Raw genomic sequence first — 25,132 nt, forward strand, 5'->3', positions numbered from 1 at the left:
GCGCCGCGGGAGATCAGAACGTCGAGAAATACGCCCACGGCTGGTTTCCGGCGCTGGCCTGCATGCAGTAGCCGCCGTTTCGCTTGGCCGGCAAGGTGACGTTGGCGCCGTTGCAGGTCACGAGCACGCCGTTGATGAGGAACGTCCGCCCCGCGGCGAAGTTGCCGCAGTTGAGCCCTTGCAGGTTCACGGTGGTCTCGTGGCAGGTGGCCGCGGTGCCGAGGTTGCCCGAGTGGTAGCTCTGCGTCGAGAACACGACGGGGCTCGAGCAGAGGCCGCCGCAAGGAGTGCTGCCGCCGGGATCGCCGCACTCGTTCGGCGTGCCGCCGCCGCCGCAGGTCTCGGGCGCCGTGCAGCTTCCGCACGAGCTCACGCTCCGCGGCGCGCCGCAGTTGTCGACGTCGCTCAAGCTGCCGCAGCCGGCGCCGAGACGCGCGCAAAACTGCGCGTCGCTCTCCGGCGTGCAGGTCCCGTCCGTCACCTCGAAGACGAGCTCGACCGTATCGAAGAGGCCATCCTGATCCGTGACCCGCACGACGGCCGTGCTCAGCCCGGCGGAGGGGGGCGTGCCGCTCAGCGCGCCGTCGCTCGCCACCGTGAGCCAGCTCGCGCCGCTCTGCTTGGAGTACGTCAGCGTATCGCCGAGGTCCGGATCGGTCGCCGTCCCCGCGAGCGTCTGCCCGGACAGCGCCACGTTGACCGTGGCGCCCCGCGTGATCGGATCGAGCGTGAAGCCGGGCGCGCGATTGCCGAGGTAGAGCGCCGAGACGCCGGGGAACTCGGTCTGCGCCTTGGCGAGCTCGAGCTCGAGCTGCGGCGTCCAGCGGAAGGCGAGCCGGGCCTCGTCCTCGAGATCCACCCCCGCGGCGCCCGCGCAGAAGTGGATGAACTCGCCGAGGTTGAGCGGGCGATTGCCGTACGTGCTGTTGATCGTGGGCAGGTGCTCGGCGAGGAGCTGGAAGAACCGGGACAGGAACCGGCTGCCCTTGTGGTCCGCGTCCGTGTTGCCGAAATCGCCAGTATAGAGCGGATAGTACCAGTCGCGGAACCAATAAACGCCGAATCCATCGGTGTGGGACACGTTGTCCGCGTAGATCTCCGGCGCGAGGTTCGGGGAGATCGTGGTCAGGTGCAGGAACACGTCGTAGCCGAAGATCTCGGCCCACTTGCTGTCACCCCAGGCATTGAAGGCGGGCGAGCCCGCGATGCCGTTGTTGTTGCTCTCGACGATGTGCCCCATCTCGTGGATCAGCGACTGCACGACCCAGCCGTAGTCGGGCACCGACCAATCGCTGCTCACGGTGAAGATGATGTTTCGATAGGAGGCGGCGCTGTCCGAGGCGTAGACGACTCCACCGACGTTGTAGGCCAGGGTGCCGGGAACCTCACCCGGAGCGTTGTCCTGGTTTCCGATCATGTGAAGGATCGGGTCGACCATGCTGCCGTAGGTGTCCTTCGCGTAGCCCCAGGCTTCGCTGACGATCGGGGTCACCCAGGTGGCGCCGGACGGGTTCGGGACGTACTGGTCGAAGTACGCGGCGAGGTTCGCGTCCGAGTAGGCCAACGTGACCGTGCGGTTCTGGCCGTCGTACCAGCCGTTCTCCACGAACGACGCGGGCGGCGTGTTCGCGGTGGTCGTCGCGCTCACGGGGCCGACCTTGATCGAGCTGCCCGCCGCGTTCTGCGCGCTCACGCGGAAATAGTAGGTCTGGTTCGGCGCCAGGCCCGTGGCGCGGAACTCGGTGCTGCCGGCGCCGGTAGTCCCGACCACGAGACCGGAGGTGAAGCTCGAGTTCGTGGCTCGCTCCACGCGGTACGACGCTTCGGGGTTGAGCTGCCCGGCGTTGTCCGTCCAGGTGACGCGGATCTGATTGCCCGACAGGGCCTGTGCGCTCACGCTGCCCGGCGCGGCGGGCGCGGCGAGCGAGGCGCTGCTCGTGCCGAAGAGCCGCCACTCCGCGAGCTGCGTGTCACCGGCGCCGTGGTTGTCCTGGATGTGCAGGCGGTATCGGCTGAACTCCAGCCGCTCGGGGTTGCAGGAATACGTGCGCGCGCTGTGGCGGTTCGTGAACGACTGGTTGGTCCGCGTGTCGAGCACGGTCCAGCTCGTGCCGTCGTTCGAACCTTCGAGCGTCCAGTCCTTCGGATCGCGGTTCGGAAAGTCGTTGGCGGACGTCAGGCTGTAGCTGGTGACCACGGCGCTCGGCGTCTCGAGCCGGATCCAGGTGCTGGCGTTCGGCTCGTAGTACTTCGAGAACGGATTGTTGTCCGTGACCTTCGTGACATCCTCGCCGGCGACCCCGTTCCCAGGGTGCTGCTCGACGGGCACGGACGAGGAGAGCGCGGTGATGTCCTGGTGCACGGCGACCCCCGCCGTCGTGGCGCGCGCGGAGACCTCGGACGGGAACCCGCGCAGCGCGCCGTTCACCGCCTGCACTTGATAGAGATAGCTCGTGCCTGGAGCCAGGTTCGTGTCGGTGTAGCTGGTGGAGCTCGTGAAGATCTCCGTGGTGCCGCTGCCGTCGTCGTTCACGCGCTGGACGTAGTAGCCGGACGCGTTCGCGGCGGGCGTCCAGGTCAGCGTGACGGCGTCGGAGTCCACGCTCGGCGCGGCGAGCACCGGAGCGCCGGGCATGGTGCCTGCGGCCAGCGAGCCGCCGACGCGCAGCTCGGCGAGCTGCAGCGCGTTGCCGCCGCCGAGGTTCTGGCTGACGTTCAAGCGATAGTAGAGGTACGCGTTCGAGTTCGAGAAGGTGAAGGACCGGGTCTGGTGCCGCGAGGTGAAGGACTCGTTCGTCCTCGTGTCGAGCACGCTCCAGCTCAGGCCGTCGCTCGAGCCCTCGAAGGTCCAGCTGCTCGGATCGCGGTCCGGGAAGTCGTTGGCCGAGGTGATGTCGTACGAGACGATGATCGACGGAGCCTGCATCCGGTACTGGATCCAGTCGGTGCGGTGGGGCATGAAGAGCTTGGTGTTGACGTCGCCGTCGTGCACCTTGTCGATGCCCTCGACCCCCGGGGGATTTCCCCGCATGTCGCTGACGTCGACCGTGGACGCCGGGGTCAGATCCGTGCCAGTGAGGGCCGCTTGTTGCGACGCGATCGCCTCGTCGGAGTCGGGCGAATCGAGAGATACGCAGGCAGGAAGGAAGAAGAGCGGGAGCCAGAGACGCGCGCGTGTACGGTGTAGCCGCATTGCCACTTGACCTCGTCAGGAATGAAGCGAAACGGATAGGGAAACGACGCAAACGAAGGAGCGTTGTTTCGGGGAGATGGAAAGCACACAATTCGAGGGCGTCAAGGTCGAATCTTTACGCTTGCGTCAGATGGCTGATGATTTCTTATGCAATCTGCTGCCTCCTGGAAGACGACATCAGACCGATCATCGAGTTACGCATTCCTGGCGGCGTGAGCTGGATCGACCTGCCGATGCTGCCCCGCACCACCTACGGCACCGTCTTCGCCCGGGGTAGCCGCCGCCGGCGCTGCGTGCGCGCTCGCCCCCTACTGCGGCGCGCCACGACGAGCGCGGCGCGAGCACGCCGGACGGGCGGCCGTACACGCTCCACGTGTCCTTCGCGCCCTGAGCGCCGGCGCCGCCGCCTCCCATCCCACGCCGGCCTGCGCTCCGGCGCGCTCCGATCCCCCCTGACGACTCCGCCCTGGAGGGCGGCGCCTCCAGGCTGAGGGGGCGCGCCCTCAGCGCGCCGGCGCGGGCGCGGACCGCCCGGGCCGCGGGGCGCGCGAAAGCGCGAAAATGCCGGCGCGTGCGCGGCCGAGCGCCGGGATCGGGGAGTGGCACGCTTCCTGTTTATAGGCGTTGCGTGACGCTCGGCGCGGTCCAAGCGGCGAGCAGGGCGACCCGGGCGACGGATGGACTCGACTCGTCGCACCCGCGGCGGACCGCCCACGCGTCAGATCACGTGTCGTTCAACTAAATACCTGAAAGAGAGCTCAATCATGAAGCGTGCAATGATCCTCCTCGCCTCGTCCCTCGTGTCCTCGTTCGCGCTCGTGGGCTGCGTCGCCGACGCGACCGACCTTGACGCGGAGCTGGCCGGCTCGGAGGAGGTCGAAGAGACCTCGCAGGCGCTGTGCGTCGATATCTCCGCCCTGCAGGTCGACCAGACCGCGGCCCAGTCGAACTCGAGCGACGTCGGCAGCTTCACCCTGCGCGAGTCGCCGGACAATACGTACTACAGCAGCAAGGGCAACTACGTCGTCGAGGTCACGAACGTGAAGAACGCGTTCGCGTCGACCCAGACGGCGATGGCGTACAGCGTCAACGCCCCCAAGTCGAAGAGCGTCTGCGAGCACACGACGACGACGGCGACGCTCTACGGCTTCGACGAGGTCGAGGGCTGCTGGGTGCAGATCGGCGCGACGAAGAGCAAGGCCGGCGTGTACTACCCGGGCGGCGGCTTCATCCAGCCGAGCTGCGACGACGTCGTGAGCTGGTCCATCCCGAAGACGGTCACCAAGGTCCGCATCAAGGGCAAGTCGGTGCTCCAGACGACGTTCGGCCCGGCCGGTCAGAAGATCGCGGAAGGCACGAGCTGGAGCCACTGATCCGGCGCGAAGGGCGGGAAGCTCGTTCTCCTCGAACGTCTGCATCGATTCCGGATCGGACACCGCAAGGACGTCGTAGAAGTGGACGTCGGTTCTGGCAGCGCGAAGGGATGCGGGAGCGTTTGGTGCTAGCCTCCCCGCATGGCCACCACCGTTCCGGCAGCCCGACCGACGCAGCCCGAGCGCGCCACCCTCGCGGACTGGCTCGCCGAGCCCGACGATCGAGGAGCAGAGCTGATCCACGGCCGGCTCGTCTACAAAGCGGTCCCGAGCCCGGAGCACGGCCGCGCGCAGCGCAAGCTGGGCGCCCTCCTGGACGCGTTCGACGGCCGGCCGGGCGAGGGCGGGCGGCCCGGCGGATGGTGGCTCTCGACCGAGGTCGACCTCGAGCTCGCCGGCGAGGGCGTGCGGCCCGACCTCGCCGGCTGGCGGCGCGATCGCGTCCCCGCGCTCCCCAAGGCACCCCCGGGCGGCGCGGTCACCGAGCGCCCCGACTGGGTCGCCGAGGTGCTCTCTTCCTCGACCGCCGCCCGCGACCTCGGCGACAAACGCAGCATCTATCACGCGGCCGGCGTCGGCCATTACTGGGTCCTCGATCCAGCCAACCGGCTCCTGATCGTCTATCGCTGGGCGCGCGAAGGCTACCTGTTCGCCCTGAGCGCCGGCGCGGGCGACCCGGTGCGCGCAGAGCCGTTCGAGGCGCTGGAGCTCCGGGTCGAGCTCCTGTTTGGCGACGAGGTCGAGCCAGAGGGCGCCGCACCCCGGCCGTGACAGCGGGCGCGATCAGGGCCTCTCGATCGGCGCCCGAACGCTCCGGCGAACTCCATCACAAGAGCCCGGCGCCGACCCAGAGCCCGGGCTCGTAGGCCACGAGCGCATCCACGTCGCTCGAGCCGAGCAAGAGGAAATTCACCGGAGAGACACCGACGAACAGGTGCGGCGTGATCGGGAGCTGGATCCCCCAGGCGAAGCGGCCGCCGAAGGCGCCGACGCTCTCGAAATACGGCGAGTCGAAGAAGATGCGGTGATAGCCCGGCGTGATCCCGACCGACATCTCCAGATGCGAGCCGACGCCCATGACGAGACGGAGCGGCACGCCGGCCGCAACCTGGTCGACGTCGGTGGTCGAGACGCTCCGGAGCTCGACGCCGATCTCGAAGCGGCGCGTCTCGCTCAGGCGCAGGCGCGCGAGCACGTCGAGATCCACGGACATGCCATCCTTGACCGCGAAGCGCGCCGGAACGAAGTAGCCGGAGATCCCGAGCGAGAGCGCCATCCGGCGCGCGTTGGCCTCGGCCTGGGGGCCTGTCCCGGGCTGCTCGGCCGCGGGCTCCGGAGACGCTTTCGGCGTGCGTCCGGGCGGCCGCGCGGCGGCCGCGGCCGAGGGCGGGGGAGACGCGGGGGACCCGCCCGCCGAGGGCGGCGGGGACGGGTAGGGCGGGGGAGGCCCGCCGGCCGGAGGCGGCGGGGACGGATACGGCGCGGGATACCCGCCTGGCGGGGGCGGCGGGTACGGATAGGGCGCGGGATATCCGCCCGCCGGAGGCGGCGGATACGGATACGGCGCGGGATATCCGCCGGCCGGAGGCGGCGGGTATGGATAAGGCGCGGGATACCCGCCTGGCGGGGGCGGCGGGTACGGATAGGGCGCGGGATACCCGCCTTGCGGAGGCGGCGGGTACGGGTAGGGCGCCGGAGCCGGCTGCGCCGCGGCCTCCCCCGAGGCCAGGCTCAGGGCGGCGAGCGCCATCAGCGCGGGGGCCGCGGCGGCGCCGCCGCGACCGCCGCGGGCACGGCGCGCGCGCAGGACGGCCGCCGCGAGGCCCAGCAGGAGCGCGAGCGAGACGAGCTGGGCGGTGCTCAGGCCCCCGTACACGCCGCGCCCCGCGTCGCCGCGGAGGAGCTCGACGAAGAACCGGCCGGCAGCGTAGAGCGCGAGCCAGGTCCCGAAGGCGCGGCCGTCCCGGTGCCCCCGGGCGAGCCAGAGGGCGGCGATCGCGCTCGCCAGCAGCCCGAGCGCCGCCTCGTAGAGCTGCGTCGGGTGCACGGGCAGGCTCGGCGCCCCGAGGGGCACCCAGCCGGCGGCGACGTGGTCCGCCGCCGCGGGGCTGCCCGCGGGAAACCGGACGCCCAGCGCGCCCGCCGTGACGCGGCCGTAGTCGCACCCCGCGAGGAAGCACCCGGTCCGCACGCTGGCGTACGTGATCCCGAGCCCGGGCACGAGCCGGTCGAGGAACGGCAGCACCGGCGCGCCGCGGCGGAGCAGGACCAGGCCGGCGACGGCGACGCCCGCGAGGAGGCCCCCGTACGCGGCCCGGCCGGCGTGGAGCACCGGACCCCACGCGCCGCGCGCGAGCGCCTCGGGCACGGCGCGCAGCGCCTCGAAGGCGTAGCCGCCGAGGAGCGCGGCGACGTAGCCCCAGAGGAGCGCGCGCCCCTCGACCCCGACGTCGCCCCGGTCCCGGCGCACCAGCCAGAAGAACGCCGCCGACCCGAGGAGCCCCGCGACGGCGACCATCACCGCGTAGGTCGGCGCGAGCCACGGCGGCAGGCCGTGGCGCTCCAGCCAGAGCATCAGCGCCCGGCTCACGCCCGCCTCCGGATGCGCAGCAGCATGTAGCCCGCGGGCACGATCAGCCAGAGCGCGCCGCCGAGGGGCACGGGCGCGCCCGGGCGGCCCCCGCCGAGGTCACGCCCGCCCGCGCTCAGCCGGCAGCTCGTGGCCGAGCCGCTGCCCGCCGTCGGATCGCCGTCCTTGCAGCTCTGGTTGCAGTCGCTGCAGTTCTGGTTGCAATCGCTGCAGTTCTGGTTGCAGTCGCTGCAGTTCTCGTTGCAGCCCGCGATGTCCTCGTTGCAGCCGGCGCAACCGCCGCCGCAGGTGCCGCAGTCGCCGTCGCCGGACGAGCCGCTCGGCGCGCCGATGGGGACGCCGGCCGGCGAGGTCGGCTCGCCGTACTGGAGGCAGCGGTCGAGCACGGCCATGCACCCCGCGTCCGCCGCGAAGGCGAGCGCGCCGTCGCGGTCGGCGATCGGCAGCGCGGCGCACGCGCCGCTGCCCGCGGCGAGGACGCACTCCTTCACCCCCTCGATGCTCATCAGCGCGAGCACGCAGAGCGCCTCGGCGTTCATCGCGCCGGCGTTGACCCACGCGCACTCGGCCTGCGCGTCGGCGAAGCGCGGATCCGTGCGCTCGTGCTCGCATCGACCGGCCTGGGCGCAGGTGCACACGTCCCGCACGCCGGCGGCGCACTCCGCGACCGACCCGGGGAGGTGGTACGGGTTGGCGCGCACGGACTGCGGCTCGCTCCGGGGGAGCTCGGGCAGCGCGACGCCGCCCTGGGGGCTCTCGAGCGCGGGCGCTTCCGACGGCGAGAGGGCGCTCAGCGCCACCAGCCACGCGGCGTTGACGTAGACCGCCCCCTCCTGGGCGACCACGCCCGCCGGCAGCCCGGTGACGCGGACGAGCTCGCGCGCGCCGGCGCGCCGCGCGAGGTCCGCCACGATCGCGCCGGCCCGGCCGCCGAGCGCCGCGTCCTCGAGCCCCGCGGTCTCCGGCGACGCCGGCTGGCCCGCGAGGACGGGCCGGGCCAGCGGCCGCTCCGACCCGCGCTCCGCAGCGAGGGAGCGGAGCACGAACCCCTCGGCGGACGGCTCGAGCGCGCCGAGGACGATCGCGTCCTTCCCGAGCTCCTCCCGCGCCGCGTCCGCGCTGCGGACCAGCGCCGGGGCGCTCGCGATCTCCGCATCGAGGATCGGCGTCTCCTCCCCCTGCTCGCGGTGCGCCTCCTCCAGCCGGGCCGCGACGTCGTGGAGCGCCTCCTCGGGCAAGGCCGCGAGGACCTCCGGCGCGGCGCTCAGCGCGTCGCGCAGCGGCAGGTCCTCGTAGGGCGGCGTCTCCGCGCTGCACGCGCCCAGCGCGGCGATCGCGAGCAGCACGGTGGCACGGCGGATCGCGCTCTCGATGACGACGTTCGTTGGCATGCCCCCCTCGCTCCCCGGGGCGCGCGGACCCGGACTGGACACGTCGCGCTCGGCTGGCGCGGGCGCATCGCCGGTGAGGACACCGCCGCGAGGAGACACGACGAGCGTGCCAGAAGGCGCGGCGCCGGCCAAGGCCCATGCAGGGGAGCGCCGGTGAGGGAGCTCGCGCAGATCGCGAGTGGCTCCTTCGACGCGGCTCCCTCGGCGTCCGACATCGGGCGGGCCTGGCAACCTGGTGGGATATCCGCGTCGCCGCGACGCGCAGGGGCGCTGACAAGCCGCTCGATACCACCCTCGGCCGCGGCCTCGCCGGCGCGTCGAATTTCGGTTCACACCGCGCGCCGGCGCGGGTCTGCCTCGGGGAACGCCGGCGGAGGGCCGGCCTCACCCGAGGAGCGGAGCCATGACTCGCATCCATTTGAGAGCACACCTGTGGACCAAGGCGGCGCGGACCCTGACGGCGCTGGGCGGCCTGCTGGCCGCGACGGCATCCCCGGCCAGCGCGCGCGCCGAGATCCTCGCTTACGACGAGCACGACGGGGAGGTGGGCGGCACCGTCGGCTGGGCGGACGATTGGCCCTTCGCGCGGGCGGGGGGCGAGCTCGTGCAGACCGCCGCCTACGTTCGCCGCCGGTTCGCGGCCCCGCTGTCGGCCGCGCACGCCACCCGGTGGATCGCCGTCACCGGCCGCATGGCCGCGCCCCCGATCGCTTATGCGTACCACGTGCCCATGGGCGTCAGCTCGTGGACGACCGCCCACCAGCACCCCGGCCTCCATTTCGACACGTCGAGCCCCGCGGGCCTGCTCGTCGACGGCGCCGGCCCGACCAGCGGCATCGCCGGGACCACGATGCAAACGTGGCTCGCGCGGTACGTGTTCGGCCCCGCCAACGCGAACGGCCGGTACAGCGCGACCGTGAGCATCTGGGCCGGATCCGGCGCCGGCCGCCGCATCGACCCCGGGGCGCCGCCGGCCGTCGTCCGCACGCTCGCCGACACCACGCTGGACAGCCTCTATGCCGGGCAGAGCGACGCTCAGGACCTCTTCTTCGTGGAGCGCGAGAGCGTCGCCACCACGGCCCGGGAGGCGCTCGCCGCGCCCGAGCGCGATCTCTACGTGGTCGCGCACCAGGACGACGATCTGCTCTTCATGAACCCCGACATCGCGGACTCGATCCAGGCGGGGAATTCCGTGGAGACGGTCTATGTCACCGCGGGCCTCGGCGGCAATTGCCTGGACGTGATGGGCGAGCGGGAGGCCGGGATGAAGGCCGCGTACGCGGCGATGGCGGGCCTCGCCAACAGCTGGAGCTGCGCCGAGGCCGCGGTGCTGGGCAAGGATCTCGTGCGCTGCGCGCTCGACGGGAGCGCCGGCCGCGTCGGGCTCGTGTTCCTGCGGCTCCCCTCGTCCCCGGACACGGCGCTCCTGAGCGACCTCTGGAACGGGGGCGCGCCGACCCTGACGCGCGTCGACCGCACCGGCGACGAGTGCGACTACAAATGCGCCTCCGACGACCCCGCCGACGACGCGTGCGACGACCCCGCCGGCGAGATCCCCTCCGACGAGCTCCCCGTCGACTACACCCGCGAGGAGCTCATCGACGTCCTCGCTCGCCTGATGTCCGATTTCCGCGCGAGCCGCGTCGGCACGCTGAACAGCGACCACGGCCACGCCGGCGACCACACCGATCATTATCACGCGTCGCTGTTCGCGTTCGCGGCGCAGCAGGCCTACGCCGCGGGGCACGCGCTCCAGACCTACCGGGGCTACGACATGTCCAACGAGCAGGCGAACGTCTCCGACGAGGAGTTCGACATCACCTGGGACGCGTTCCGGTGGTATGCGCAATGCGACCGATTCACCTGCACGGACATGAGCGCGTGCGGCACCGGGACCACCTGCGAACCGGACAACTCGAGCTATCGCGCCTGGGCGCGCCGCCGGTACGTGGCCTCGGCGATCGCGGGCGTCTCGGGCCGCCTCGGCGCGCTCGGGGCCAAATGCCTCGCGGCCGCGGGCGCGTCGAGCGGCGCGCCCGTGGTCCTCGCCGATTGCTCCATGGCCGCGGCGCAGCAATGGACCGTCGCGGAGGACCGCATCGGCGGCCCCGGCGGCCGCTGCCTCGGCGTCGCCGGCGGCAACGCGTCGAACGGCGCGCCCGTGGTGCTCGAGAGCTGCGCCGGCACGAGAGGCCAGGCGTGGACGATGCTGGACGGCGGGCAGATCCGCGGCCTGGAGGGGAGGTGCCTCGCGGTCGCCGGCGGCAACGCCGCGAACGGCACGCCGGTGCAGATGGTCGACTGCAATGGCGCGGAGGCGCAGCGGTTCGCGATCCAGCTCTCGGCGCCCACCCGCTGGTCGTACGGCAACGATTTCTCGGACGCGCAGATCGGCACGAGCGAGGCCTACACCCGCACGGTCCGGCTCGGCGACGTGAACGGCGACGGCAAGGCCGACGCGTGCGTGCGGCGCGCCGACGGCGTGTATTGCGCGCGCAGCAATGGCGCGGGCGGGTTCCTCCCCGCGCAGCGGTACACGACGGAGTTCTCCGACGCGAACGGCTGGCAGCCCGCGCGCTACGGCAACACGATCCAGCTCGCCGACATCGACGGCGACGGCAAGGCCGACATCTGCGGCCGCGGCGTCTGGGGCATCCTCTGCCAGCTCGCGAACGCCGCCGGCGACGCGTTCGTGGCCTCCGGCGGCGGCTGGTGGACGCACAGCTTCTCCGACGCGGAGGGGTTCGACGACGCGCCGAGCTATTACCGCTCGATCCACCTCGCCGACGTGGACGCCGACGGCTACGCCGACGTGTGCGGCCGCGGCGCCGACGGCCTGCGCTGCGCGATCAACACGACCGCCGGGAGCTTCGGGGCGGCGGCGCTCTGGCTCGCCGAGATGTCGGACGCGAACGGCTGGCTCCCCGAGCAGTACGGCGCCACGATCCAGCTCGGCGACATCGACGGCGACGGCGCGGCGGACGCCTGCGGCCGCGGGCCGTCGGGCGTGGTGTGCGCGGTGGCGAGCGCTTCCGGCGCCGGGTTCGTGCGGCCGCACGTCTGGTCGTACAGCCGCGGGGGCGCGCCGGATTACGGCGACGGGTCGGAGTTCGACGCGGCGCCGAGCCACTGGGGGAGCCTCGGCCTCGGCGACATCGACGGCGACGGCGACGCCGACCTCTGCGGCCGCGGCGCCTCCGGCGCGCTGTGCGCCCTGTCGAACCGCCTCGGCTTCGGCGCGGCGCGCCCCGCGTCGATCGGCGCCTTCGGCGATGCCCAGGGGTGGCTACCCGCGCGGTACGGCGCGACGGTGCAGCCCGGCGACGTCGACGGCGACGGCCGCGCCGACCTGTGCGGCCGCGCGTCGGACGGCCTCTGGTGCGCGCTCGCGCCGTGAAGCGGCGACGGCGGTCCGGCCGCGCGTTCCGGCTTCGCGTCGACCCTCTCTCCGCGGCGTGGGCCTGCGGCGCCGCCGCCGCGGGACGGCGGGATCGCCGGCTGCGGGTCGTCGGCGGACGGTGATACCCTCGGCCCCACGATGTCCCTCGACCGAGAGCACCTCGAGCGCGAGGTCCGCGAGCGCTGCGAGAGCGGCGCCGTCGCGCGGGCCGCCGAGCTCGCCATCCGCGGCTACGGGCCCGAGATCCTCGGCTTCCTGACCGCGCTCCTCCGCCGCGAGGAGGACCCCGACGACGTCTTCTCGCTGTGGTGCGAGCGCATCCTGCGCGGGCTGCCGACCTTCGCGTGGGAGTGCTCGCTCCGCACCTTCGCCTACACGATCGCGCGGAACGCGGCGAAGAACCACGCCCGCGACAGGCGCGCCCGCGAGCGGCGCGTGCGCCCCTCGCTCGGGACCACGGAGCTGAGCGCGATCGAGCAGCAGGTGCGCACCGAGACGCGGCCGTACCTGCGCACCGACGCGAAGGACAAGCTCATGGAGCTGCGCGAGGCGCTGCCGCCGGACGATCGGATGTTGCTCGTGCTGCGCCTCGACAAGGGGCTGGAGTGGAAGGACGTGGCGCGGGTGATGCTCGGCGAGGAGGCGGTGGACGAGGCCGCGCTGAAGCGGGAGGCGCAGCGGCTGCGCAAGCGCTTCCAGATCGTGAAGGATCAGCTCGTCGAGGCGGGCCGGCGCGCGGGGCTGCTCGGCGAGGGGTGACTCGCTCCGCCCGCGGGCGCTACCACGCGCCGAGCGCGCCGCCGTGGGCGCCCGCGGCGACGGGCTCGGCGCCGTCGTCGCCGAGGCAGCCGGCCGTCAGCGCCGGCGAGCCGGCGCTCAGCTGAAAGTCGCCCGCGAGCAGGTCCGCGAAGAACGGGTCAGCCTCGATGTTCCCGTCCTGACCGGGCACGATCACGTTGCCCAGGCGCTCGTTCCCGAAGAGCACGTTGCACCGCACGCGCCCGCGCTGCACGTGCTCCTGCTCGAGCGCGGCGCCGTTCGCGATGATCACGTTGTTGAGGACGTCGAGCTCCGCGGCGTCCGCGGCGATCGCGTGATCGCGGTTCTCGTAGAACACGTTCTGGGCGACCACCGCGTGATCCTGCAGGTGGCTCCCCACGAAGCCATGGCCGTTCCCGATGAACACGTTGTTGCGGACCACGGCGAGCGCGTGGAAGTAGAGCATCACGCCGACCTCGTTGCCCTCGATGATGTTCTGCGTGAGGAGCAGCGACGGACGCGCGCACTCTTCCCAGTTATCCCCGCTGTGGCCGTCCGCGTAGACGGCCGCGGAGTACCAGTTGCCCGAGCAATTCAGCACGTCGCGCGAGCAGTCCCCCGCCGATCCCACGTTCCGCAGCCTGAAGCCCCGGACGACGGCGTTCTGGGCGCCGGTGTAGTCGATGAGGTTCCCGCTCAGCCCCTGGCCGTCGAGCACCGTCGTCGTCGCGCCCGCGCCGACCAGCTTCACGCCCGAGCGCAGGCGGAGGTGCTCGTGGTATTCCCCGGGCTGGACGAAGACGGTATCGCCATACGCCGCGGCGTCGATGGCCGTCTGGATGCTCGGGTAGGCGTCCGGCACCACGAGCACGCGCTCCTCGCCCGGGATCGGGAGCGAGCACCCCGCCGTGCCCGTGCTCGCGTCCAGCACCTCGCCGCCCTCGTCGAGCGCCACCGCGGACGCGAGCGCCGCGTCGCCGGTGGCCAGCGTGATGAGCGGGCCCGTCGCGCTCTCGACGTCCAGCACCGCCGGGGCGTCCGAGGTCACGACCAGGCTGTCGACGGTCACGCGCTCGCCGCCGGGCACGCGGAGCCGCAGGGCGGAGGACGCGCCCTGGGCCGATCCATCGGTGCCGCCCGGCGCGTCGTCCGGCCTGCTCGCCCCGCCAGGCGGATCGGGGATCGAGGGCCCCTGGGGATCCCCTCCTGTCGAGATCTCTGTCCCACACGCCGCGATCCACACCGTGGCGCAGAGCACTCCGAAGCGAGAGATGGTGTTCATGGCGGTGAGCTCGGCAAACGCCATGCCGCTCCGCTGAAGAAGAGAGCGACGGGTTCGGCCGCGATCCAGGAGCGGCGTGTGTCACGCTGAGCCACGCGCCGGGCGACGCTGACAGCCGCCGCGGGCGCGCGGGAGCGGCTAACGCTTCGATCCGGTGGCGTCGAAGCGCGGGACCTCCGGGAGCTCCGGGGCGTCGAGCCCGGCGAACGGATCGCGCCAGGCGTCGAGCTGCCACAGGCGCGCGTGCCAGGCCGCGACGTGCGGGTAGTCCGAGAGCGGCAGCCCGGCGAGATCCGCGAACGGGAGCACCGACGCCATGCGAAAGTCCGCGTACGAGACCGCGCTCCCGACGAGCCAGTCCCTGCCGCTCAGGACCTTGTCGAGCAGCGTCGCCGCTTCGGCGAACCCCGAGAGCCCCTCCGCCACGAGGTCGTCGCGGATGGGGCCGAGCCCGTAGCGCTGCTTCGTCACGCGCTCGAAGTGGACCTTGTCGCACGCGGCGACGAAGTTGTGCGTGCCCCAGCTCAACCAGCGGATCATCTCCGGTTGTGCGGCGCCCGTGCGCCAGAAGTCCGAGCCCGTGAGCTGCGAGAGGCGGCACGCGATCGCGTCCGTCTCCCAGAGCGACTGGCTCCCCTCGACCAGGATGGGCACGCGCAGGTTAGGGTTCAGCGCGCGAAACTTCTCCTGCTGCGACGGGTCGAGAGGCGCCGCGTGGATGAATTCCACGGGAGCATCGAGGTGGCGCGCCACGGCGACGGCGACGCGTGGATTCAAGTTCCGGCTGAAGTACAGTTTCATGGATCGTCCTCTCCTGCGGGCTGGCTCTGCTCTTTCGAGCGGTTTCACCCCGTTCGTCGAGCGGTGGTGAAATTTGAACATGAAGGCGGGAAGGCGGGAAGAAAACCTTAATGATCTTCCCGCCTTCCCGCCTTCATGTGGACTCTCTCCGGGCAAAGTTGACCACTACCGTTCGTCGCTCTGCGGTGAACGCACGAGGCCTCGCACGTGCGTTGGGCGCTAGCCCGCCAGCGTGGCGGCGAAGCGCGCGGGGCGCCGCACGCCGCGGGCCTCCATCCACGCGTCCGCCGCGGCGACGAGCGCGCGCCCCTCGTCGCCGCCGAGCCAGACCCCCCGCGCGCGGCGCGCGGCGGCCGCCAGCAGGGCAGCGCCAAGCCGGTCGAGCGCGGCCTCGGCGCCGCGCATGCGCTCGGCGGCCTCGGCCGCGCGGCCGCGCTGCGCGGCGACGCTGGCCCGGATCATCGCGGCGACGGGGGGGCCCCAGAAGACGTCGCGCCGGTCGAGCGCGCGCGCGTCGGCGAGGGCGAGGGCCCGTAAGGCGACCGCCCGCGCGCCGCCGCGCGCGGCGACCGCGAGGGACGCGAGGGCGCGCAGGTAGTGGAGCTCGCCCCGCACCAGCGGGATCGCGACCATGCCGGAGCCGAGGAGCGGCGGCGTCGCCGCCAGGACGAAGCGCAGCGCCGCGGCCGCGTCGCCCTCGTAGAGCGCGATCCGCCCGCGGGCGAGGACCTCGCGGAAGTGCTGGAGGTGGTAGCCGGCGCGCGACCAGCGCTCCATCGCGGCGTCCACCGTGGCGCGGGCCGAGGCCGGCCGATCGGCGGCGAGGTCGAGCAGGTACGCGCCGTTGAGGCGGATCATCGTCTCGCGGTAGCGGTCGCCGCGCTCGCGCGCCTCGGCGAGGAGATCGGCCGTGGTCGCGGCGAGGTCGGGGATCTTGCCCTGGAGCCAGAGCACCGTCGCCAGGAGCGCGTGCGCGAAGCTCCCGCCGCTCCCGCTCTCGCCGCCGTGCGCCCCGAGCGCCGCGCTGCTCCGCCCGAGGAGCACCTCGGCGCGCTCGAGCTCGCCGCGGGCGAACGCGGCCACGCCCTCGGCCAGCAGGTGGAAGTTGCGCGCCTCCGGGCGCGGCGAGCGCGCGGCCACCCGCTCGAGGAGCGCCAGCAACGCGGCGGCGCGCCGGCCGCCGTCGCGCTGGCCGCGGAGCGCGGCGTGGATCGCCTCGAGGGTGAGCGCCCGCGCGAGGCGGTGCGGCTCGCCGGCGTCGAGCGCGAGGAGCAGGTGCCTCGCCGCGAACGGCGCGCTCTGGACGGGCGCCGTCACGGCCAGGCTCGCGGCCGCGTGGCACGCGTCCATGGCGAGCAGGTCGCGGCCCGGGATCTCGCGCTCCGCGCGCTCGCGGAAGGCGAGGCCGCGGGCCCAGAGCCGCGCGCGCAGGGCGGCCGCCTGCGCGAGCGCCTCGAGCGTCGACGCGGGCCTGGAGAGCCCGAGCTCGGCCAGGACGTCGTCGAGCACCGACAGCCCTTCGTCCACGTACCCGCCCGCGAGGAGCAGCTGCATCGCCCGCAGCCGGTGGGCGAGCGCCTCGCGCGGCGGCTCGCGCGACGCGAGATCGAGGTACGCCTCCGCCGCCTCGCGCGACCGGCCGCCGCTCGCCAGCGCGGCGGCGAGCGCGAGCCGGGCGCCGCGGGCGACCGCGGCGTCAGGCTCGCCGAGCTCGAGCGCCTCGCGCGCGAAGCGCGCCGCCCGATCGAAGGCGAGGGCCGCCTGCGCCTGCGCGGCCGCCTCGACGGCGCGAGCCGCGGCCTCCGCGTCGAGCCCGGCCCCGCGGAGGTGGTGCACGAGCAGGGACGGCTCGGCGCCGCCCTGGCCCTCCAGCGCCCGCGCGACGCGCAGGTGGTGCTCGCGGCGGCGCGCGCGCGGCAGCGCGGCGAGCACCGCCTCGCCGACGCGATCATGGTACGGTAGGAGCTCCTCGCGCTCGTGCGCCTCCCGCACGCGCACGACCTGCGCGGCGACGAGCCGCGAGAGCGCCTCGGGCTCGTCCAGCGCCTCGCCCTCCGCCTCGGCCGCGCGCGCCGCGGTCCGCCGCGCGATCGGCTGCCCCGCCACCGCGACCACCTCGAGCAGCCGCCGCGCCGGCGCGGGGAGCCGCTCGATGCGCCCCGCGAGCAGCGCGGGCAGGTCGGGCGCGGCGCCGCCGAAGTCGCCGCGCTCGGCCGCGAGACGCGAGAGCTCGGTGATGAAGAGCGGGCTGTGGTGGGCCTCCGCCGCGATCCGCGCCGCCGCGCCGCCGGGCGCGCCCGCGCCCGCGAGCAGCGCGCCCGCGAGCGCCGCGGCGTCGGCGGGGGGCAGCTCGCCGACGTCGATCTCGTGCACGCGCACGTCCGCCGCGAGGCCTTCGCGCAGCGCCGCGAGCAGCGCGCGGAGGACGGGGCTCGTTTCGTCCTCCTCCGCGCGGTACGAGGCGACGAAGAGCAGCGGCGGCGCCGCGGGAGGGCGCATCAGCTCGACGAGCAGCGCGACGCTGTCGAGGTCGCCCCACTGGAGATCGTCGACCGCGAGCACCAGCGCGCGCGCCCGGCCGAGGCGCGCGCACAGCTCGCGCAGCGCGGCGAAGGCCCGGCGCCTGCGCTCCGCGTCGTCCGGCGCCGCGCCCTCCCGCGGCGCGGCCGCCGCGATCGCCGGCACCTCCCGCAGCACCGGGAAGGCGCGCCCGAGCTCGACGACGTCGTCGGGCAGCCACGCGGCGAGGTCCTCCGGCGCCGCGCGGGCGAGGAGCCGGCCGAGCTCGTCGACGATGCCGTCGAGCGCCTTGTACGGCACCGACTCCTGCTGAAAGCAGCGCCCCGCGAGCGGGACCGCCCCGGGCTCGCCGCCCGCCGACTCCAGGAACCGCTGCAAGAGCGCGCTCTTTCCCATGCCCGACGATCCGCGGAGCAGCGCGACCACCGTGCGCCCCGCGCGCGCCTCGTCGAGGGCCGCGTGGAGCCGCCCGAGCTCGGCCGCGCGGCCCACGAAGGGGGCCGCCGGCGCCGGGCGCCGCGCGATCGGGGCGCCGGCGGCCTGGCCGAGGAGCCGCGCCGCTGCCTCGCGGGCCGTGGGTCGGGTCGCGGGATCGTGCGCCAGGAGCTCGCGGCAGAGGCGGTCGAGATCCTCGGGCGCGTCCCTCGCGGCGGGCCCCGGCGCGGGCGCCGTGGCGCCTTGCGCGGGCAGGCGGCCGGTGAGCGCCTGGTGGAGCATCACGCCGACGGCGTACATGTCGGCTGCCGGCCCGACCGCGAGCCCCGCGGCCTGCTCCGGCGCCATGTACCTCGGCGTCCCCGCCCGCACGGGCGCCGTGGGGGCGTTGAGATCGGCGACGAGCCCGAAGTCGAGGACCTTCACGGCGCCGGCCGCGTCGACCATCACGTTCGACGGCTTGATGTCGCGGTGGAGCTTGCCCGCGTCGTGCAGGAAGGCCAGCCCCTCGGCGATCTCCCGGAAGGCCGCGCGCAGGCGCGCCTCGTCCGGCCCTCCCTCGCGGCGCACGTGCGTGAGCACGTCCGTGCCCGAGACGAGCTCCATGGTGAAGAACCAGCGCGCGTCGTCCCGGTGCAGCTCGTAGAGCCGGACGAGGCGCGGGTGGACGATCCCGGCCAGCGCGCGAAACTCCTGCTTGAACAGGGCGATGGCCTGCCCGTCCGGGCGCCGCAGCACCTTGAGCGCGACGAGCGCGCCGCGCTTCCGGTCGAAGGCCTCGTACACGGTGCCGAACCCGCCGCTCCCGAGGCGACGGCGGAGCGCGAAGCGCGGCGGATCCTCGCCGGCGGCGAGGAAGGCGCCGCTCTCGTCGGCGTCGATCGGGGCGACGGGGACGACCTCGGGCACGCGGGCGATCTGGCGGAGGAACGCGAGGGACGGCGAGGAAGAGGTGGAGCCGTCACTGGAGAGGCTGTCGGCGTCGGCCGTGGCGCCGGCGGACGGCGCGGCTTCCGCCGTGACGCCGGAGGATGGCTGGGGATCGACCGTGACGCCGGGGGATGGCTCGGATCGGTGGTCTTCAGCGGACAAGCAGGGGCTCCTGGGGGAGGAGCATACCGTGGGCGCGCTTCACGATGCAGGCGCCGCCGGCGCGGGCAGGTCGTGGTCAACTTTGCCCGGAGAGAGTCCACATGAAGGCGGGAAGGCGCGAAGATCATTAAGGTTTTCGTCCCGCCTCCCCGCCTTCATGTTCGAATTCGACCACTGCTCGCGGGCGGGGGCGTGAGGAGGCGGCCTCACCGCCTCACGCCGGGCCCTTCACCAGGCCTGGTGCCAGACCTGATCGCGGTCGGCCACCACGCCGGCGCTCGAGCCATACAGGACGTTGACGTGGCCGTCGTTGTCGTCGCCGCCGCGCGAGATGTCCTCGCCGGGCGCGCCGATGGCCAGGTCGGCCTTGCCGTCGCCGTCGAAGTCGCCGGAGGCCAGCGCGTACCCGGAGCGGTCATCGTCCTCCAGGCTGCCCTCCACGCCCGGGCTGTCCTGCGTGTACGCCGGGTCGCCGAGGGTCGACAGGCCCGTGGCGGTGCCGCGGAAGAGGTGCGTCACCCCGGCGTCGTCGTGGCCGTCGATGTCCTCGTGCGGCGCGCCGACCGCCAGGTCGGCCTTGCCGTCGCCGTCGAAGTCCCCCGACGCCAGGGCCCAGCCGAAGTGATCGCCGTCCGCGACGCTGCTGCCCACGTTCGGGCTGTTCTGGCTCAGCAGCGGATCCCCCGCGGCGGCGAGACCCGATGCGGTGCCGCGGAAGACGTGCACCACGCCGCCGCCGCCGTGCCCGGCGAAATCCTCGTGCGGCACGCCGATCGCGAGGTCGGCCTTGCCGTCGCCGTCGAAATCGCCCGAGGCGAGCGCGTAGCCGAAGTGATCGCCGTCCTCCACGGCGTCGGCGACGTTCGGGCTGTCCTGGTGGAACATCGGATCGCCGACGGCCGACAGGCCCGCCGCCGTGCCGCGGAAGACGTGCACCGCGCCGGCGCCGCCGTGACCGGCGAGATCCTCGTAGGGCGCGCCGATCGCGAGATCGGCCTTGCCGTCGCCGTTGAAGTCGCCGGCCGCCAGCGACCAGCCGAAGCGATCCCCTTCCTCGACGCTGCCGGCCACGTTCGGGCTGTTCTCGTGGAACATCGGATCGCCGGCGGCCGACAGGCCCGCCGCCGTACCGCGGAAGACGTGCACCGCGCCGCCGTCGTCGTGACCGTCCACGTCCTCGTCGGGCGCGCCGATCGCCAGGTCGGCGTAGCCGTCGCCGTTGAAGTCGCCGGTGGCCAGGGACCAGCCGAAGTGATCGCCGCCCTCGACGCCGCCGGCCACGTTCGGGCTGTCCTGGTCCCAGCCCTGATTGCCGGCGCTCGTGAGCCCGGACGCAGAGCCGTAGAGGATGTAGACCGAGCCGCCGTCGTCGTCGCCGCCGATGTCCTCGCCGGGCGCGCCGATCGCGAGATCGTCGAAGCCGTCGCCGTTGAAGTCGCCGGCCGCCAGGGCATAGCCGAAGCGATCGTCATTCTCGGCGCTGCCCACCACGCCCGGCGAGTCCTGGTGCCACAGCTGGTCTCCGCCGCTCGTCAGCCCGAGGGTCGATCCGTAAATCACGTTGACGGCGCCCGCGTCGTCCGCGCCGTTGATGTCCTCGTAGGGCGCGCCCACGGCCAGGTCGGCGTAGCCGTCTCCATTGAAGTCCGCCGTGGCCAACGCCCGGCCGAAATGATCGTCCTTTTCGGCCTTGTCCTCGGTGTGGCCGTCGGTGATCCGCTGCGCCGACACCACCGCGCAGCGGTAGCTCGACGCCGAGCCCGGCGCGACGTCGGGCTGGGTGCCTCCCGGGCAAGGGTTGACGGGGTAGGGGTGGTGCGACGGCGCCTTGACGTTGGCGCAGTTGCCCACGCCGTAACGGTCGCAGTCCGAGGTCGTGTACGCCGTGACCTGCGCGGGGACGCCGCCCTCGCTATGGACGGCGCTCACATCCATGCTGTCGCCGTCGAACTGGACGAGCAGGAAGTAGCTGTACGTCGCGGAGCCGGTGCGAAACCACGGGATCTGGACGCCGTTCACGGCGATGTTCCCCCTGTGGCCGGCCTGGCTGTGGATGTGCCCCGAGAAGATGCCGAGGACGTTGTATTCGAAGCCGGTGATGGCGCCGATGAACTCCGCGTCCGTGGTCGACATGTCGTCGCCGAAATCGTGCATGTTGATGACGGCGCGCTGCCCTTCGCCCACCGCGTCGGCGAGCTCGTTCCGGAGGAAGTCGATCGACTTCGAGATGTGGAAGTCGGGCTCCTCGTAGGTGGGGTGATTGTGGAGCTGGATGAAGCGGATCCCGTTCTTCACGAACGAGTAGGCCACGCTGCCCGGATCGTACGCCTCGAGCTGGCCGCGGTGCTTCTTGATCCAGCGCTCCATCCACCGCCGCGACTCGTTGCCGCAGTAGTTGGATCCCTCGCCGGTCATCCGGTCGCACTCGGCGCACCCCTTGTCGCAATCGCAGGCGCCGACGAGCTCGCACAGGTCGCAGCCGGGGCTCGCCGCGCAATAGCCGCAGGCCTCGGCGATGTCCTGCGCCGATGCGCCGCAGCTGTCGTGCACGTTGCTCCCGTAGTCGTGGTTCCCCAGCCCCGGGAAGACGTCGACCAGGAGGTCGTCTTCATACTGATCCTCGTACGCGGCCCACTGGTCGGGGCGGGCGAACGAGGTGAGATCGCCGTTGACGACGACGGCGCTTGGCGCGCTGTAGCCTGGGGGCGTCGCGCCCTTGACGAGCGCGTTGATCGCCTTGACCTGATCCCGGTTGGTCTTGTTGCCCAGGGCCTTGATGTCCGCCGAGGAGAGATGGGCCTCCGCGGCGTCCTCGCCCACGAGGTCGTCCTCGCTCCACCAGTATTGCGGATCGGAGGCGATGACGACCGAGAACGGCGCCACGGCCTGGAGCGGCGCGGGGGCCTCGGCGAGGGGGGCGGGCGGCTCGACGTCGGCGGCCTCGCACGCGGCGAGGGCCATGGCGGTGCCCAGGGTCGTGATGGACAGGAGGATCGGCGCTGCGCGTCTCATACGGGTCTCCTTTCGGGTGTCGCTGAGGCAGACCCGGCCCGCGGAGGATGTGACGGACGCGATGCTATGAGAGGCGGCGCGGCCGCGCCCCGGGGTCCGGGCCGCGGGCCCCCGCGCCGGCGGGGGCGCGGGCAGGTCGAGCGGCGCGCGCGCTGGTGGAGCCATGATGGCGGCGGTTCGCCATCGCGGGCGCCCGGCGCCTGGCGCGCGGACGCGCCCGGCGCGGGGCCCTTCGGGTCAGCTCGCGCTGGGATCGGCGACGCGGCCGACGAACAGGATGCTGCCCGTCGCGTTGTCGCGGATGAGGAACAGGAAGGGATTCACGAGCGCGAGCGACGCCGGCACGGGCGCCGACTCGTCGCCGACGATGACCGCGGTCGCGGCCGCCGCCTCGGTGCCGGCCTCGTTCACGCCGACGAACGCCTTGTGGAGGACGTCCTGGATGTAGGGCTGTCCCTCGGCGTTGATGCCGGTGAAGTCCGCGACCCCGGACGTGAACGCGATCTCCATCCCCATCGCCTCCAGCGTCTTCTTGAGGCTCAGCTCGTACTCGAACTTGAACTTGGGCATCGTGGTCTCGACCAGGTGCTCGCTCATCGCGCCGACGATGCCGTCGACCTTCGCCGCGTCGAGCGACGCCTCGAACGCGTCGAGGGTGCCCTTGGCCGGCAGGACGAGCACCATCGACAGCTCGTCCCCGTCGTAGGGCATCGCGACCGCCTTGTAGCCCTCGCCCTCGGCGTACGGCATCTCCAGGCTGGCGTGCATCAGGGGCACCGTCACCTCGGTTCCATCGGCCTTCTCGAACGGCCCATCCGCCGTCGCGGTGGGCTCGAAGGGGGTGCGCCACGCCGCGTTGAAGTAGATGGCGTTCGTGAGGACCAGCACCGTCTCGAGGGTGATCGCGTCGATGGGCACCAGCTTTTCGATCTTGCCCTCGGTCTGGTCGCTGACCCAGCCGTTGATGAGATCGACCGCTTCCTGCTTGTGGCCCACGAAGTCCACGACGCGCATTCCGGCGCCGTAGTTCAGCGCGAGCGTGTCCAGGAAGGGCGCCTCGAACCCGTAGCCGATCTGCCCCCAGAGCGCGTTCACGACGTTGAGGCGGAAGCCTTCGCCATCGGCGCCCTGGGCGCCCTGACCGCGGCTCTCGAGCTCCTGGTCGATCCAGTTGAACGCCGGGTGGAGCTTGTCCTGCCCGAGGCCGAAGCGCAGCGTGTCGGCCATGGCCGTCTCGGTCTCGCCCTTCGCGCCGGCCCAGGTCATCGCGAGCGCCGTCGAGATGCTGTAGGGCGAGTAGAAGACGTTGCCGGGCTCCTGGCGGAGCTCCTGGTAGAGGTCGAGCGCGAACGCGGAGTTGCCAGAGACGAGCGCGGTCTTGTCCTCCGCAGGGACGTCCGGGGTCGAGATGCGCTGTTTGTCCGAGGCGACCACGCACCCGGCCGTATCGGCGTCGCGGCACCCCTCGCCCCCGGGTTCGGGGGTCGGGTTGGGCTCGGTGGACGCCTCGCAGCCGAGGATCGCGGCCAGAGACAGGGCGAAGAGCGGAGCGAAGGTTCGGAGGGTTCGCATGATGCCGCCCTGCCCAGCATCGGCCGTGCCGCGCCGGCCCGCGATCGCGGGCGCGTGGGTTTCCGGGGCGATGCGCGCGGGGCGACCGGGCCGCTGCGCTCCGGGCCTTCCGCTCCCTGACATCCGGAGAAGCGCTGGCCCGTTCTGGCACAGGATGCTTCGCCCGGGCCGCCGAGCGCTACCTCGTCGGACGTCGCGTCGGCGGGGTCGAGGCTCGCGCTCCCGCTACCGCGCCGGGGTGATGGTCACCTTCAGCATCTGGTTCGACGCGGGATACGCATACCCGTCGTCGACGGGGCGCACCTGGTCCGTGGGATCGTCGGCGCCCATCTGCGGCCCGGCCTGGCGCGGCGCCTGGTCGGGGCCCACGCCGGGCCACTGGTTGGCCTCGGTGCCCGCGTCCCAGATCGTGACCTGGTCGGAGACATCGCCGCTCACCGGCTCGCCGCTCGCGTCGAACAGCGCGATCCCCTGCGCGCTCGGCGCGAAGAACAGATCGTTCGATTGCCCGAGCATGGACGCGAAGCTCAGCCGCTCGCCGGGCCGCGCGGTCACCGTGAAGCTGAGCTTCGCGCCGGGCAGCAGCGGCCCCGGCATCGAGGCGCCCACGGGCGTGTTGTAGACCAGCACCGACGAGATCCCGCTCTCGCCCCCGACCTCGTCTTCCAGCGACGCCGCGAGCGCGGTCGGGTTCCCGTCCTCGGCCAGCATTTCGAGGCCCTTGCCCCGGTCCGCCTCGCCCGACATGAACAGGGGCGCTCCGGACCCGTGGACCACCGCGACGCCAGGCGCCACCGGCGAGGTCAGCCCCGCGCGGGGCATGGCTCCCTCGTGCAGCATCGTCGGGTTCCCGTCCTCGGCCTGCGCCTCCAGGCCGTTGTCGGGGTACGCCTGTCCGACGGTGAACAGCGGGTTGTCCATCGTGTGCACCACGAAGAGCCCCGGCGACAGCGGCACGGCGGCCGGCTCCCCGCCCTCGGGCATCAGCGTCCCCGCCTTTGACATGTTGGTGATCCGGATCGTGAACTCATTGCCTGGCTCCGGCGTCACCGTCACCTGGATGACCTCCTCGACCGGCGGGTAGGTATAGTCATCGTCGACCAGCCGCACCGTGTTGTCCGGGTCCGGAGCGCCCGTGTTGGGGCCGCTCTGCCGGGGCGCCTGGTTCGGCCCGGCGCCCGGCTCCTCGTTGGCCTCGGTGCCCGCGTCCCACAGGAGGACCTGGTCGGTCACGTCGCCGCTCACCGGGGCGCCTTTCTCGTCGTAGAGCGCGATCCCGGCGCCGTCGGGCGCATAGAACAGATCGTTGGATTGACCGAACATGGTCGTGAACGACAGCCTGTCGCCGGGCAGGGCGCCGACGCGGAATTCGAAGCTCTTTTCGGGGAAGAGCGGGCCGGGCATGCTCTCGCCGACGGGGGTGTCGAACACGCCGGCGACCCGGTAGTCCCGCGCGGGCGTCACGTTTTCGAGGGTGATCTCGAAGCTCGTGACCGCATCCCCGCCCGCGCCTCCCCCGCCCATGCCACCGGCGCCGGTGGTGTCGCCGCCATCGCCGTCGCCGCAAGCAGCGGCGAGGGTGAGGACGAGGGGCAGGGCCGACAGCGCGCGATTCCGAATCTTCATGAACATCCTCCAGAAGCGGTGATTGAGGTGACGCGACCTGGATCGCCCCCGCCGCGGCGAGCCGCGTGGCAGCGGGCGCTCCTCCA

The 25,132-nt window shown here is 73.0% G+C and carries 13 protein-coding genes; 4 read left to right on the plus strand and 9 right to left on the minus strand.

Annotated features, from left to right (window positions below):
• Positions 1-13 precede the first annotated feature (13 nt).
• Complete coding sequence (locus WME98_RS34105; protein ID WP_437945863.1) at positions 14-3,031, minus strand: fibronectin type III domain-containing protein; 3,018 nt, start codon at positions 3,029-3,031, stop codon at positions 14-16.
• Positions 3,032-3,957: 926 nt separating this feature from the next.
• Here WME98_RS34105 and WME98_RS34110 point away from each other — a divergent pair.
• Entirely contained in the window at positions 3,958-4,566 is a 609-nt protein-coding gene (locus tag WME98_RS34110) for a hypothetical protein (RefSeq protein ID WP_437336914.1), read from the plus strand.
• Positions 4,567-4,707: 141 nt separating this feature from the next.
• The gene (locus WME98_RS34115; RefSeq protein WP_437945864.1) at positions 4,708-5,337 is read left to right on the plus strand and encodes a Uma2 family endonuclease; all 630 of its coding nucleotides are present in this window, start codon (positions 4,708-4,710) and stop codon (positions 5,335-5,337) included.
• A gap of 55 nt (positions 5,338-5,392) precedes the next feature.
• Here WME98_RS34115 and WME98_RS34120 read toward each other — a convergent pair whose 3' ends face one another.
• On the minus strand, positions 5,393-7,156 hold the full coding sequence (locus WME98_RS34120; RefSeq protein WP_437945865.1) for a prolipoprotein diacylglyceryl transferase: 1,764 nt from the start codon (positions 7,154-7,156) through the stop codon (positions 5,393-5,395).
• On the minus strand, positions 7,153-8,547 hold the full coding sequence (locus WME98_RS34125) for a hypothetical protein (protein WP_437945866.1): 1,395 nt from the start codon (positions 8,545-8,547) through the stop codon (positions 7,153-7,155). Before WME98_RS34125 ends, WME98_RS34120 begins: the two co-directional genes overlap by 4 nt.
• Positions 8,548-8,950: 403 nt before the next feature.
• On the opposite strand from WME98_RS34125, the gene WME98_RS34130 reads away from it, so the two are divergent.
• Together WME98_RS34130 and WME98_RS34135 are read left to right on the plus strand one after the other, a co-directional pair.
• Positions 8,951-11,944, plus strand: coding sequence for a ricin-type beta-trefoil lectin domain protein (locus WME98_RS34130; protein WP_437945867.1), 2,994 nt, complete (start codon positions 8,951-8,953; stop codon positions 11,942-11,944).
• A gap of 141 nt (positions 11,945-12,085) precedes the next feature.
• Positions 12,086-12,706 carry an RNA polymerase sigma factor gene (locus WME98_RS34135; protein WP_437726389.1) on the plus strand — a complete coding sequence of 207 codons (621 nt, stop codon included), beginning with the start codon at positions 12,086-12,088 and terminating at the stop codon, positions 12,704-12,706.
• Positions 12,707-12,725: 19 nt separating this feature from the next.
• Here the strand turns inward: WME98_RS34135 and WME98_RS34140 are convergent, their stop codons facing one another.
• The 6 genes from WME98_RS34140 to WME98_RS34165 all read right to left on the minus strand — a co-directional run bounded on the left by WME98_RS34140 (position 12,726) and on the right by WME98_RS34165 (position 25,046).
• On the minus strand, positions 12,726-13,988 hold the full coding sequence (locus WME98_RS34140) for a NosD domain-containing protein (protein WP_437945868.1): 1,263 nt from the start codon (positions 13,986-13,988) through the stop codon (positions 12,726-12,728).
• A 138-nt stretch (positions 13,989-14,126) separates the two neighbouring features.
• The gene (locus WME98_RS34145; protein ID WP_437945869.1) at positions 14,127-14,789 is read right to left on the minus strand and encodes a glutathione S-transferase family protein; all 663 of its coding nucleotides are present in this window, start codon (positions 14,787-14,789) and stop codon (positions 14,127-14,129) included.
• Positions 14,790-15,008: 219 nt separating this feature from the next.
• On the minus strand, positions 15,009-18,836 hold the full coding sequence (locus WME98_RS34150) for a protein kinase domain-containing protein (protein ID WP_437945870.1): 3,828 nt from the start codon (positions 18,834-18,836) through the stop codon (positions 15,009-15,011).
• A 228-nt stretch (positions 18,837-19,064) separates the two neighbouring features.
• The gene (locus WME98_RS34155; RefSeq protein ID WP_437945871.1) at positions 19,065-21,848 is read right to left on the minus strand and encodes a hypothetical protein; all 2,784 of its coding nucleotides are present in this window, start codon (positions 21,846-21,848) and stop codon (positions 19,065-19,067) included.
• Between the two features lie 237 nt (positions 21,849-22,085).
• Positions 22,086-23,420: a serpin family protein gene (locus WME98_RS34160; RefSeq protein WP_437945872.1), complete on the minus strand. Its 1,335-nt coding sequence runs from the start codon at positions 23,418-23,420 to the stop codon at positions 22,086-22,088.
• Between the two features lie 225 nt (positions 23,421-23,645).
• Positions 23,646-25,046, minus strand: a complete 1,401-nt coding sequence (locus WME98_RS34165; RefSeq protein ID WP_437945873.1) for a spondin domain-containing protein — start codon at positions 25,044-25,046, stop codon at positions 23,646-23,648.
• Between the last annotated feature and the right edge of the window lie 86 nt (positions 25,047-25,132).

The sequence above is a fragment of the Sorangium sp. So ce296 genome (assembly GCF_051529605.1).
GTDB classification, from domain to species: domain Bacteria; phylum Myxococcota_A; class Polyangia; order Polyangiales; family Polyangiaceae; genus Sorangium; species Sorangium cellulosum_D.

What these genes read in the sequence shown, in the direction of transcription:
- WME98_RS34105 (WP_437945863.1), bottom strand. Translation starts at nt 3,031, where the DNA reads ATGCGGGGAAATCCCCCGGGGGTCGAGGGCATCGACAAGGTGCACGAC.
- WME98_RS34110 (WP_437336914.1), top strand. Translation starts at nt 3,958, where the DNA reads ATGAAGCGTGCAATGATCCTCCTCGCCTCGTCCCTCGTGTCCTCGTTC.
- WME98_RS34115 (WP_437945864.1), top strand. Translation starts at nt 4,708, where the DNA reads ATGGCCACCACCGTTCCGGCAGCCCGACCGACGCAGCCCGAGCGCGCC.
- WME98_RS34125 (WP_437945866.1), bottom strand. Translation starts at nt 8,547, where the DNA reads ATGCCAACGAACGTCGTCATCGAGAGCGCGATCCGCCGTGCCACCGTG.
- WME98_RS34130 (WP_437945867.1), top strand. Translation starts at nt 8,951, where the DNA reads ATGACTCGCATCCATTTGAGAGCACACCTGTGGACCAAGGCGGCGCGG.
- WME98_RS34135 (WP_437726389.1), top strand. Translation starts at nt 12,086, where the DNA reads ATGTCCCTCGACCGAGAGCACCTCGAGCGCGAGGTCCGCGAGCGCTGC.
- WME98_RS34140 (WP_437945868.1), bottom strand. Translation starts at nt 13,988, where the DNA reads ATGAACACCATCTCTCGCTTCGGAGTGCTCTGCGCCACGGTGTGGATC.
- WME98_RS34145 (WP_437945869.1), bottom strand. Translation starts at nt 14,789, where the DNA reads ATGAAACTGTACTTCAGCCGGAACTTGAATCCACGCGTCGCCGTCGCC.
- WME98_RS34155 (WP_437945871.1), bottom strand. Translation starts at nt 21,848, where the DNA reads ATGAGACGCGCAGCGCCGATCCTCCTGTCCATCACGACCCTGGGCACC.
- WME98_RS34160 (WP_437945872.1), bottom strand. Translation starts at nt 23,420, where the DNA reads ATGCGAACCCTCCGAACCTTCGCTCCGCTCTTCGCCCTGTCTCTGGCC.
- WME98_RS34165 (WP_437945873.1), bottom strand. Translation starts at nt 25,046, where the DNA reads ATGAAGATTCGGAATCGCGCGCTGTCGGCCCTGCCCCTCGTCCTCACC.